This window comes from Alkanindiges illinoisensis, assembly GCF_004377485.1.
GTDB lineage: Bacteria > Pseudomonadota > Gammaproteobacteria > Pseudomonadales > Moraxellaceae > Alkanindiges > Alkanindiges illinoisensis_A.
Map to the genome: position 1 here is coordinate 77176 of NZ_SNTY01000047.1, position 12480 is coordinate 89655.

Below are 12480 nucleotides of genomic sequence, written 5' to 3' on the forward strand. Positions count from 1 at the left end.
TTAATTTTGACTACCAATTCTTAAGAAAAAGTAATAAAATAACTTTCTTAAGACTGCCTTAAGTTTTAATTTCCAACACAAACTCTCTGGTTGTGCTCCTAGATTCTGTTTTAATTCAATGATTGACCGCTGTGTTAATCATAGAGCCATAAAGCATGTTACTCCAGACGTTACTGGCCTTTAGGCCAAGCAACAACGATCTTGTTTTTGCCATTAAAACCTTTTTGGCTGCCATGCTGGCGCTGTTTATTGCCATTTCCCTAAACCTGCAAAATCCAATGTGGGCCATGGGGACGGTATTTATTGTGGCCAATCCGCTGGCAGGTGTGCTGTCGTCCAAAGCCGTGTATCGCATGCTGGGTACACTGGCCGGGGCCTGCCTGTCCATTCTGGTGCTACCGCCATTTATTAACAGTCCGCTACCGTTTAGCCTGATCATTGCGCTGTGGGTTGGCTTTTGCCTGTATGTGTCACTGCTGGACCGCACGCCGCGCAGTTATTTTTTTATGCTGGCCGGTTATACCACGGCCATGATTGGCTTTAGTGCAGTGGCTGATCCGACCCATTTGTTTGATATTTCACTGTCGCGCTTTGAAGAAATTACGCTTGGCATTTTGTGTGCCACGGTGATTTCGCGGGTGTTTTTTCCCGTAAATATTGCTGGCATATTGTCGGGCCGCATTGATCAATGGTTTAGCGACATTGAAGGCAATTTCAAGAATTGTCTGGCAGGGCATAGCAGCCCGGAAACCATTGTAAAAGAAGCGCAGCGCTTTGCCGCAGATAGCACCGAGATGCATGCGCTGGCCATTCACCTGTCGTATGAAAACAGTGCATTGCGACGGCAAACCCGTAGTGTGCAGGCATTGCAGCATCAAATGATATTGCTGGTTCCTGCACTGGTAGCACTGGCTGACCGCGTGCATACGCTCAAGGAATCATCCCTCAGTTTTGATAATTTGCTAATGCAGGTGCAGCAGCAAACCGAGCAGTTTATTGCAGGTAAGTCGCCAGAAAACCAGACTGAACTCAGCTTTATTCCGCCATCCATCTTGCAAAAATTTGAGCAGATGCTGGCGATTGCCGATACCCGCGAAAAGCTGATGATCATGAGCGCGCGTGAGGCATTTATCTTTTTTATCCAGCATTTCCAGACCCTGCGGCTGATCTGGCAATGCGTTAAAACCGGGCAGCGCCTACCAAATTTTATTGACCAAAATGGATTATCTGACCTGCGCTTGCATCGCGGCTTATACAGAGATCATGGCGTGGCACTGCGTGGTGCACTGTCTGCATTTCTGGCGATTGGTATTGTGTGCTTCTTGTGGCATATGAGTGGCTGGCAGTATGGCTTTATGGCGGCGCAAATCACCGCCGTGTGTGCGTGTATTTTAACTTTTCTGGATAATCCGGTGCCTGCACTGGCGTCATTTCGGCTGGCAAGTATTTACTCGGCGCTGGTCGTATTTGTCTACCAGTTTGCCATTTTCCCGGTAGTGCATGATTTTTTTACCCTGATGCTGGTACTGTTCCCGTTTTTCCTGATTTTTACCAGCATGTTGCCTTATCCGGCCTTAACCGGATTTGCCTTACCGATTTTGATTAACACTGCCATGGGCCTGAATATTCGCAACCTGAATGAGCCAGTATTCGGGGCTTATATTGATAACAGCCTGGCCATTGTGCTTGGGATTTTAATTCCCAGTTTTACCCTGGCACTAATTCGCAGTACCACGCCTGAACGCAGTGTACAGCGACTGGTCAGGTCACAGTGGCGCGATGTACAGCAGATTATTGAAAAGCCGGTGGTGCATCCATGGGCGTATTATATGCGCCGCCTGCTGGACCGGATTGGCCTGATGGCACCCCGGGTTTTGCGGGCACCAGCCATACAGGCGGATATTAGCCAGTCCATTATGGAATTGGCAGGAGCAACCAATATCATCCGGCTCAAACTCACGCTGAATCAGCTTCCAGAACCCTGTAGCCAGCAGGTGAGCCAGTTGTTGCAGCAACTCTGGAACTGGTATGAGGCGCGCCTGAGCAATCAGGAATTTGATACGGCACAATTGTTGAAGCACATTGACCAGCTCATTTCACAGGTATTGTTGCAGCCTAGCAGCATGTTACGTGATCAGGTACTGGTGGCGTTAACCGGGGTGCGACGTAGCCTGTTCCAGCATGCGGGGCATTATGTGGTGCCCAGTGAACCGATTCCGGCTTTAGGAGAAACATATGGCTGGCGAGGTTAATTTTTACGGGATTTATATTCCCTTGATCCTGATTCAGGCCTTGCTGGCTTATGTGCTGTATAGCGGCTTAATCCGGTTGCTGGACAACTGGCAGTTGAGCCGCTGGATGGCGCTGCCAACGATTTTTAACGTGTGCCTGTACATTATTGTACTTGGGCTGATTGTGTGGATTTGCCACCTGCTGTTTTAAACCAGCCTACTTCTGGCTGGCCAGGGTTTAAATAAATACGATTTCCCTCAATACGGCTTAACTGGTTTTATGTGACGAGGCATCATGAAGACGACACTGAACATCAAGTCTCAACAGGTTGTGCGCATTGTTATTTTTGCAATCATTGCCATTGCAGCTGTCGCCGTGGCGCTATCCTTATGGCGCTATTACACGCAGGCGCCCTGGACGCGTGATGGTCGCATCCGGGGTGATGTGATGCGCATTTCAACCGATGTCTCAGGCCTGGTGAAAGATGTGCTGGTGCAGGACAACCAGTTGGTTAAAAAGGATCAGGTGCTGTTTACCTTGGACCCGGCCCGTTTTGAAATTGCCGTAGAACAGGCTAAGGCGAATCTGGCTAAAGCACAGGCAAATCTGGCCAATTCGCAGCAACAACGCCTTAGTGCACAAGCCACCATTAATCAGGCACAGGCAGGTGTACAAGCTGCACAAGCTGAGGCTGAGCGCGCGCGCCGCGATCTGGCCCGTATTGAACAACTGGAAACTGCCAATGCCGTATCACGACAGGAACAGGATCGTTACCGGGCTGCGCGACTGGAAGCACAAGCTAATCTGGCAAAGGCGCAAGCCAATGTTGAAGTGGAGCGGCAAAATCTGAGTTCGGTGGGTACCAGCAGGCAGGGGTTAGTGGCTGATGTCGCCAGTGCGCAGGCTGCGCTGGATCTGGCCTTGCTGAATTTGTCACGTACACAGGTGAAAGCGCCCAGTGATGGCAATCTGTCCAACTTTGACCTCAAGGCAGGCAATTACATTACGGCAGGCCAGCCAATAGCCGCCTTGCTGGATCCCAAACAGTTTTATGTGGTGGGTTATTTTGAGGAAACCAAGCTGTCACGCATTCATGTGGGTGATCCGGTGAGTGTGCAGCTGATTGGCGATAGCCGCGAACTCAAAGGCCATGTGCAGGGCATTGCGGCCGGTATTGAAGACCGCGAACGCACATCCAGTAGCAGCATGCTGGCCAACATTAACCCCACCTTTAACTGGGTGCGGCTGGCGCAGCGGGTGCCAGTGCGCGTAACATTGGACACCATTCCCGATGCCAGCATGCTGGTGGCCGGGCGTACTGTGACTGTACGCATTGAGGAAAACAATCGGCGAAATAACTAATGAAGCCATGATTAAATGCTTTAAGGCTTCAACAAAAAAATCCCCGTACTGAACGGGGATTTTTTATAGCTAAAAGTATATAGAATGCTTATTTAGGAATGTTATTTGTTATCAGGAATTTCACAGGCTTCATCATTGCAAACTGGTGCTGCTTGGTCTTCGATGTCGTCGTCAGTATTGGCGCTAATGCTGGCTGCCTGCTGGAGTGCTTGCAGGAACACCTCACGCGGCTGGGCACCGGACAAACCAATTTGCTGGTTAAAAATAAAAAATGGTACACCGCGAATACCCAGTTGCTGCTGGGCAATTTGTTCATCCTGTCGCACTTCATCAGTAAAACGATCAGAATCCAGCACGGCTTTAACTTCATTGGCAGGTAAACCAATTCGCGCTGCCACCTGTTCCACCACATCACGCTCACCAATGGCCAGGCCTTCAGTCATATATGCATAGAAAAATGCTTCCTTAGCCGTATCGGCCAGCCCGTGATTGTTTGCCAAATGAATGATGCGATGCGCATTAAACGAGTTGCCCGATTGCGCTTTTTGCCACTGAAAATCAATGCCCTCATCGGCTGCCATTTCAGCCATTTGCCGCTGCGACTGTTCCATCTCAGCAACCGTTTTACTGTACTTTTTGGCGAGGCGTTCGGTATTGGAGCTGTCATGGCTGGCAGGTGCATTGGGATCTAACTCATAGCTGTGCCAATGCACGTCGATGTCAATCCCAGCCTCACGGACGACGTTCTCAAGACGTTTTTTGCCGATATAGCAGAAGGGGCAGACCACGTCTGACCAGATGTCGATGCGTATAGGATTCATCAGAAGTGCTCTCATTGGTTTAACATAATTGAACTATAAACATCAACACAAAATAATCCAGTTTAGGCTGAATGACTTCTTGTAAAAGCCAATATTTCAAATGCAGCAAATTTAGATCTAGCAATACAAATGATGCACTTGCAGTTAATTCTATTTTGTATATACTTTAAGTATTCACTTTTTAGGAGGGAAGCCATGAACCATATTGCACGTGTTTTTAAATCGGGTAATAGTCAAGCCGTGCGCTTACCTAAAGCATTTCGGGTAGACGTCGATGAATTGGAGATTTTTCAGCGTGGCGATGAGCTAGTGTTGAGAAGACCTGCTAGCAATTTAGAGCAGGCATTTAAAATTCTGACTGATTTACCCGATGATTTTTTTGCTGAGGGACGTGAAGATTTACCTTTGCAGGAGCGCGAAGACCTATAATGCCAACCTATATGCTAGACACCAATATTTGCATTTATATTAACAAAAATAAGCCATTGGAGGTGTTGGAAAAATTTAAAAGCTTAAGCGTTGGTGATGCTGTGATTTCGCAAATTACTTGGGGAGAGTTGCAGTACGGTGCTTATAAAAGCCAGTATACAACGAGAATGCTACAGGAATTTGAGCAACTGGTTCGCTTGATACCAGTTCTACCGTTAAGCAATAAAGCGGCAGAGCATTACGGGCAAATTAGAAATATGCTGGCACGGCAGGGACAGATTATTGGTGCCAATGACTTGTGGATTGCTGCCCATGCACGAGCAAGTGATTTAATTTTGGTAACGAACAATACGCAGGAATTCTGTCGAGTAGAGGAATTAAGGCTGGAGAACTGGGTAAGAGACGAATTAGCCTGATTTTTATAGGGTGAATTATTCTTTACTTTAAAAGTATAACAGACCAATAATCAAAGTATTAGTTCTTGCTTAATGATGATTTAATAATTGTCTATTTTTAAAACAATTAGAGATGAAATATGAAACAGAAATTGATAAAAAGCCAAATCTTGATATTAACTTTAGGCATGTTTCCATCATCAAAACTATATGCTGAGCAAAGTAATACTATTGCTGCGATTGTCCATTTGAATCAAAGTAATCCAGTTATTTTAGAAAATTTAGAATACAAACATGTATTTATGAAATTTCATCAAAAAGATCTGCGCTTTTTAAAAATGAAAGACCTAACAGATCAGGCTATTGGGCTGCAAAATGCAGAAGGAGATATTCAATATGCTGTTTTTAATCCAGTGATAAGTTATAAGAACTTACAAGGCGAAAAGCGTTTTATTGTTTATATAGAAAAATTTGATCAGAAGGATGGAGAAATTAATAGTGGTCATCCGGCGCGCCCACAAGTTGAACTTTACTTGTTTAAACGTTTAAAGACAGGGCAATACCAATTACTTAGCCAAACACGACCCGATATAGATATTTCAGGCAGTTGGGGCGTGTCGCATTTAAATGCGTCTTCTTTCGTAAATATGCAACAGATAGGCAAGAATCAGCTGGGCTTTACCTATAGTGGAGGTTACACATCCACAGGCACAGTGAGTGAGGATAATTTTTTAATCGTATTAAATGAGTCTGGATGGATTGAGCAATATTATTTTGGCGGCTCTTCAGATAACTCTGGAATGTACAATACCGATGATCCTAAATATAGTGGATCTAGCAAAGACTATAAGATTTTAAAAGATGCAAATGCACAGAGCTTGTATCCCATCCAAGTAACTTATTCACAGTTTGGTCATAGGGATTGGCAGGACGACTTTCCTAAAAATGGGACAAAGGAAATTTTAAAATTTAATCAAAAGAAAAATTGCTATACTCATAAAAATGGTATGTGTAACTGAGAACAAAGCCAGTAAAAAGAAGAATGACGATGAAAAAATGATTAAATTTTTTAACTTTAAATAAAAAATCCCCGCATTACACGGGGATTTTTCTTACCACATTATCAAACCTTAAACACGTTCAATAATGGTCGCAATACCTTGACCCAGACCAATACACATGGTGGCAAGACCAATTTGCGTGTCTTGTTGTTCCATCACATTTAGCAGTGTCGTAGTGATACGCGCACCAGAGCAACCCAGTGGGTGACCCAGCGCAATTGCACCACCATTCAGGTTAATCATGTCCTGTTTGTCCATGATTCCCAATGCCTTCATCACGGACAAGCCTTGGGCTGCAAATGCTTCGTTCAGCTCAACGGTTTGAATGTCGTTGATGGTCAGGCCAGCACGTTTCAGGGCTTTTTGAGTCGCTGGTACTGGACCATAACCCATAATCGCCGCGTCACAGCCAGCAACTGCCATAGAGCGGATTACTGCACGTGGTTTTAAGCCTAAAGACTGGGCACGTTCAGCACTCATCAACAACATGGCAGATGCACCGTCAGACAGCGCTGAGGACGTTGCCGCAGTCACTGTACCGGCCTTGCTGGGATCAAACACAGGACGCAGCGCTGCAAAAGACTCAAGGTTGGCATCAGGACGAATCACTTCGTCAATTTCGCACAGCACTTTAAAGCCGTCAGCATTGTGACCTTCTACACCAATGATTTCATTGGCAAAGCGGCCTTCTTGCGTGGCAGCCCAGGCACGGCGGTGAGATTCAACACCAAAGGCATCCTGCATTTCGCGAGTAATGCCATTCATGCGACCCAGCATTTCAGCGGTCAGGCCCATCATATTGGAGGCTTTAGCGTAGTGCTTGGACGCTTCCGGGTTGATGTCAATACCGTGCATCATGCCCACATGGCCCATATGCTCAACACCACCCACGATGAAAATATCACCTTGGTTGGTTGCAATTTGCGCTGCCGCAGTATGAATGGCTTGCATGCTCGAGCCACACAGGCGATTTACCGTTTGGCCAGCCACGGTTTTTGGCAAGTCAGCCAGCAAACCAATGTTACGGCCAATGTTCATGCCTTGCTCTAAAGTCTGGTTGACACAACCCCAGATCAGGTCTTCAACGTCATTCACGTCAAACTGGTTGCGGCGTACCAGCGCACGCACTAACTCGGCAGATAAAGAGTCAGCGCGCACATTACGGAACATGCCGTTTCTGGATTTGCCCATGGCAGAGCGAACGCCATCAACAATCACAACATCGCGTGGATTTAAATTACTCATGCACGCAGCTCCTTAACCGTAAAATTTCTTGTTGTTGGCAGCCATGTCGCGCAGCATTTGTGGCGCTTCATAGGCTTTGCCAAGATGGGCATACTGGTCGCATTTGGCAACATATTCAGCCACGCCAGTCTGGTCGATGTAACGGCATGGGCCACCACGGAATGGCGGGAAACCAATACCCATAATCATGGCCATGTCGGCTTCAGCAGGGGTCGCAACAATGTTGTCTTCCAGGCAGCGAACGGTTTCGTTGCACAGGGCCAGCATCATGCGGTCAATAATTTCCTGGTCGTCAAACGCACGTTTTTCACCAGTCACCATTGGGGCAATCAGCTCGTAAGAGGCTGGATCAACTTTCTTGGCTTTCTTGCCTTTTTTGTCCAGTTCGTACTTGTAGAAACCAACGTCGTTTTTCTGACCCAGACGTTTGTTGTCATACATGATTTCAATAGCGCCCTTGTAGCTTGGCTTCATGCGGTCAGGGAAACCTTCCGCCATTACCTCAGCACCATGTACGCCAGTGTCAATACCAACCACGTCAATCAGGTAGGCAGGACCCATTGGCCAGCCGAATTTTTCCATCACTTTGTCGATTTGCTGGAAGTCCGCGCCGTCTTTTAACAGCAGGTCAAACGCACCAAAGTAAGGGAACAGGACGCGGTTTACCAGGAAGCCCGGGCAGTCATTCACCACGATTGGGGTTTTGCCCATTTTCTGTGCCAGTGCCACAGTGGTTGCCACTGCTTCGTCAGAAGACTTGGCACCACGGATTACTTCAACCAGAGGCATCATGTGTACCGGATTGAAGAAGTGCATGCCGACAAAGTTTTCTGGACGTTGCAATGCATTGGCCAGACGGGTAATGGAAATGGTCGAGGTGTTGGACGCAATAATGGTGTTTTCGCGTACTGATTTCTCGGCATCAGCCAGAACTGCTTCCTTGATTTTTGGATTTTCAGTCACGGCTTCAATCACGATATCCACATCTTTAAACTCGTCATAGCTTAAAGTTGGGCGGATACGCGCCAGAGTTTCACCCATTTTGGCCGGGGTCAGTTTTTTGCGCTCAACCTGCTTGGATAGCAAGGTATTGGCTTCTTTCATACCCAGTGCCAGTTGCGGGTTACCAATATCCTTCATGATAATTGGCGTGCCTTTAACAGCAGACTGGTAAGCAATACCGCCACCCATGATCCCAGCGCCCAGTACAGCGGCCATGTTCACTGGATGTGCATTTTTCTCATGCTTCTTGCTGATTTTTTTCACGACCTGATCACTCAGGAACAGGCCAATCAGCGCACCAGCTTGTGGAGTGACTGCTGCTTTGGCAAAGCCTTGTGCTTCAGCTTTCAGTGCATCATCACGACCCATGCTGGCAGAGGCTTGCAGGGTATCCAGAACCAGTTTTGGCGCTGGGTACTGGGCAGGATTGGCCTTGGCCAGAATCACACCTTTAGAGCTGTTAAACGCCATCATTTGTTCTAATGGATTTAACTTCACCGGGTCCAGTTTTTCCTGACGCTTGGCTTTCCAGTCCAGCTTGCCAGCCAGTGCCTGCTTCACCAGATCAATGGCTGCGTCTTGCAGTTTTTCTGGCGCAACTACGGCATCAACCGCGCCATCTTTAAGCGCAGCTTCTGGTTTCTTCTGCGCGCCAGTGGCAATCCACTCAACGGCATTATCAATACCAATCACGCGGGTCAGGCGCACTGTGCCACCAAAGCCCGGGAAAATCCCCAGCTTTACTTCTGGCAAGCCAACCTGTGCGGCAGTTGACATCACACGGTAGTCACACACCAGACACAGCTCAAAGCCACCACCCAGCGCGATGCCGTTGATGGCTGCAACTTTGGGAATATCCAGGTCTTCAAAGCTTGAGAAAATGTTGTTAACCGGGCCAAGCCATTCAGCAATGGCGGCTTCACCCTGAGCAAAATTGTCACCAAATTCAGTGATATCTGCACCAACGATAAAGCTGGATTTACCGCTGGTCACGATTAAGCCTTTGATATCGTTGTTGCCTTTTACCGCAGCAATTGCAGCAGCAAAATCTTCAACGGTAGCGCGGTTAAATTTATTGACGGATTCGCCTTGTAAATCAAAGCGGAATTCTGCTATCCCGTCCGAAAGCATTTGGACGGTAATGGCATTGCCAGAGTGGATCATGCCTAATCTCCTGTTTTTGGAGGACTTTTAAGGAACGTAAGGCGCCTTTGTCTTGCATAAAAAACCTGCTTAACAACAAAGACAGTAAAAATTGCGCTAAGTTTACGCCAAGATGAGGGCAAAATGACAATAGATATTGCTTACTTAATGACGCAATGGTCACGAATTGTTAAACCAGTCAAAATTTACATGACTTTTTATGTGTCGCTTTGTAAAATTGTGAAGCAATAGTGAGTAAATGACTTACCTAAGAAAGTCATCCAAAAGAGAGTGATTACTATTATCAGAACATGATGCCGGTAAAATTCTTTTTAATTGTTTGTATTCCATTTATTTGATTAAGGACATAAGACTAAAACCATGAAAAAACAATTAGGGATGGCTTCACTGATTAGCCTGCTGACATTGGCCTTGTCCGCTTGTGGCGGTAGTGGTGAAGGAAGTGCCACTACCAATCATCCGGTTGCTTCTACTAACAATATTTTATTTGATAACAAAGATACTTTTTATAGTTATAAACTCGGTATTGATGAGGCTACCACTGAAAAAAATACCTTTACCCGCAAAAATGATATTCTTTATCTAAAGACAAATCATGCTGCCACTGCAAAGCAATATGGCTCTTACTTTTTAACAGAAACTGAGCTTTATCAACCAGAAACGCCTGCAACAGTTAATTCTGCTCAGGGAATTCGCGACAGCTTTATCAAGTCAGCTACTGATGAGGAGTTGGTCAGCATTCCTTATAATCCGCAAGGATATAAAGGGCTGGAAATTACCACAAACTCTAAAGTCATGGATCTAAAAGGTAAATTGATTGCGCCAATTCTTGCACCATCAGACGCAGCATTTGTTGGCTTTTATCAAAATAATCCTGATTACAGGGATTTAAAATTATCACTGGTCTCTAAAATGTTAGCCGCTAATGATGTATTTCCTGAGGGTGCAAAATGCCGCCAGCCAGTAAGCACCGAATATAGTAAAAGTATGCTTGAGTTTCAGCCCAATGATGAAACTCAAGTGATTGCTAATGTACGCAATTTGCAGGAGTGGGCTAATCAGAATTTTGATGACGGAATATCAGCTTCAGCATTAGTGACTAGATATAACTGGGCAGGTTATAACTGGGGAGCGATTCAACTTAAAAACTATGATGCTCAAGGCCGTGTTCAATATATGTTTGCCATAGAATATCAAGGTAAAATTTATCATGCGCAATTTGCCAGTGGTAAGTTGTTATTTAGCGATCTGCTCACTGCTTACCAGCAATATCAACTGGCTCAGGGTGTAAACCAGTTTCTGATTGCAAATATTATTACCAACCTGAAAACTAGCTGTTTAACTTATAATGACGTTGCAGCCAAAGCCATTGATAAGGCCGTTGATAAAGCAAAAATAGAAACAGTCAATCCTGATCCAGAAGCTAATGATTCGGCAGCTCCGCCATCACAAGAAGTAATAGATGCTGCAAAAGATGCTCTCGGTACATCAGGCACTATTGATGTTCCACTAGATTTAGCAAATCAACCAAGTACGTCCAGCTGCTATGGCGCCTTATCTTTTTGCTAACTAAATAAGCAAGACAAGCGGACTTCAATAGCCCGCTTGTTTATTCTTGGGCACCTACCAGATAATTTTCTTAAATTTTGATCAATCGTTGATGGCTAATGCTAAAATTGCGCCAATTTTTAAGGCTGCTTGAAGCAGGTGCTGCATGATTAAGTGGATTATCCTGGCTATATTTATTGTTTCTGCTATTTATGTGCAGCGGCGCGGACGGGTTAAACAGCCGCTAAAACGCCAGATTCTGGATCATTCCACCCTCATGGCGCCCATTAATATCTGGATGTACCTGTTTTCCCGGGTGCCGAATCAGCCTTATATTAATGCCAAAGCCAGCCATTTAAATGATCTGGCGGTGCTGGATGCCAATTGGCAAATGATTCGTGACGAAGCGCAGGCATTGTCCAGCCAGGGCGAAATCAAGGCATCCGATACCTATAATGATGCAGGGTTTAACTCATTTTTTAAAACCGGCTGGAAGCGCTTTTATTTAAAATGGTACGACAGCCACCATCCATCAGCGGCTGAGCTTTGCCCCAAAACCACCGCCTTGCTAAAAACCCTACCGACGATTAAGGCTGCGATGTTCACCGAGCTGCCACCGGGTAGCCGTCTGGTACGCCATCGTGATCCCTATGCGGGTTCACTGCGTTACCATTTGGGCTTGGTGACACCCAATGATGACCGCTGTTTTATCGAGGTGGATGGCGAACGCTATAGCTGGCGCGATGGGCAAAGCGTGGTGTTTGATGAAACCTTTATGCACTATGCCGAAAATGCCACGGATCAGAACCGCATTATCCTGTTTTGTGACGTGGAGCGCCCATTAAGTTCAAAACTGGTGGCCAGTTTTAACCGCTGGTTTTCCAGGAATGTGATGACAGCAGCCAGCTCGCCTAATGAAGTGGGTGACCAAACTGGTGGCATTAACAAGGCATTTCGCTATTTGTATCAGGTCCGTATTCGCGCCAAAAACCTGAAAAAAACCAATCGTCAGTTGTATTACCTGTTGAAATGGGTGATTTTTGGCGGCATTTTTTACCTGATTTTCTTTGCCTAAGTTTTAAAATCTGTTTTCCCAGGAAACCTGAGTGGAACTGATCCAACTCAGGTTTTTTTTATGTCTAAAATTTAAGTCATATTTTTACTAAAAATTCTTTACCTAAGCTTACGTGGGCATCCTATTTTCAGCACGCAAAGCAGGCT

The 12480-nt window shown here is 45.9% G+C and carries 11 protein-coding genes; 8 read left to right on the forward strand and 3 right to left on the reverse strand.

What is annotated here, in order from left to right:
• Positions 1-155: 155 nt before the first annotated feature.
• The 3 genes from E2B99_RS10640 (at position 156) to E2B99_RS10650 (ending at position 3594) form a co-directional block, all read left to right on the forward strand.
• On the forward strand, positions 156-2252 hold the full coding sequence (locus E2B99_RS10640; RefSeq protein ID WP_134244922.1) for an FUSC family protein: 2097 nt from the start codon (positions 156-158) through the stop codon (positions 2250-2252).
• Entirely contained in the window at positions 2236-2442 is a 207-nt protein-coding gene (locus tag E2B99_RS10645) for a DUF1656 domain-containing protein (RefSeq protein ID WP_134244923.1), read from the forward strand. Before E2B99_RS10640 ends, E2B99_RS10645 begins: the two co-directional genes overlap by 17 nt.
• An 84-nt stretch (positions 2443-2526) precedes the next feature.
• A complete protein-coding gene (locus tag E2B99_RS10650) occupies positions 2527-3594 on the forward strand; it encodes an HlyD family secretion protein (RefSeq protein ID WP_134244924.1) in 1068 nt (355 codons plus the stop codon).
• 101 nt (positions 3595-3695) lie between these two features.
• On the opposite strand, the gene E2B99_RS10655 is transcribed toward E2B99_RS10650, so the two are convergent.
• Positions 3696-4406, reverse strand: coding sequence for a DsbA family oxidoreductase (locus tag E2B99_RS10655; RefSeq protein WP_134244993.1), 711 nt, complete (start codon positions 4404-4406; stop codon positions 3696-3698).
• Positions 4407-4610: 204 nt separating this feature from the next.
• On the opposite strand from E2B99_RS10655, the gene E2B99_RS10660 reads away from it, so the two are divergent.
• The 3 genes from E2B99_RS10660 to E2B99_RS10670 all read left to right on the forward strand — a co-directional run bounded on the left by E2B99_RS10660 (position 4611) and on the right by E2B99_RS10670 (position 6258).
• Positions 4611-4844 carry an antitoxin gene (locus E2B99_RS10660; protein ID WP_134244925.1) on the forward strand — a complete coding sequence of 78 codons (234 nt, stop codon included), beginning with the start codon at positions 4611-4613 and terminating at the stop codon, positions 4842-4844.
• Positions 4844-5260, forward strand: a complete 417-nt coding sequence (vapC, locus tag E2B99_RS10665) for a type II toxin-antitoxin system tRNA(fMet)-specific endonuclease VapC (RefSeq protein ID WP_240687808.1) — start codon at positions 4844-4846, stop codon at positions 5258-5260. Before E2B99_RS10660 ends, vapC begins: the two co-directional genes overlap by 1 nt.
• A gap of 119 nt (positions 5261-5379) precedes the next feature.
• A complete protein-coding gene (locus E2B99_RS10670; RefSeq protein ID WP_134244927.1) occupies positions 5380-6258 on the forward strand; it encodes a hypothetical protein in 879 nt (292 codons plus the stop codon).
• A gap of 111 nt (positions 6259-6369) precedes the next feature.
• On the opposite strand, the gene fadA is transcribed toward E2B99_RS10670, so the two are convergent.
• A complete protein-coding gene (fadA, locus tag E2B99_RS10675) occupies positions 6370-7545 on the reverse strand; it encodes an acetyl-CoA C-acyltransferase FadA (RefSeq protein ID WP_134244928.1) in 1176 nt (391 codons plus the stop codon).
• A 12-nt stretch (positions 7546-7557) separates the two neighbouring features.
• Positions 7558-9711, reverse strand: a complete 2154-nt coding sequence (gene fadB, locus E2B99_RS10680; RefSeq protein WP_134244929.1) for a fatty acid oxidation complex subunit alpha FadB — start codon at positions 9709-9711, stop codon at positions 7558-7560.
• A gap of 360 nt (positions 9712-10071) precedes the next feature.
• Here fadB and E2B99_RS10685 point away from each other — a divergent pair, with 360 nt between their 5' ends.
• Together E2B99_RS10685 and lpxO are read left to right on the forward strand one after the other, a co-directional pair.
• Positions 10072-11280, forward strand: a complete 1209-nt coding sequence (locus E2B99_RS10685) for a hypothetical protein (protein WP_134244930.1) — start codon at positions 10072-10074, stop codon at positions 11278-11280.
• A 145-nt stretch (positions 11281-11425) separates the two neighbouring features.
• Positions 11426-12334, forward strand: a complete 909-nt coding sequence (gene lpxO / locus E2B99_RS10690) for a lipid A hydroxylase LpxO (RefSeq protein WP_134244931.1) — start codon at positions 11426-11428, stop codon at positions 12332-12334.
• Positions 12335-12480: the final 146 nt, after the last annotated feature.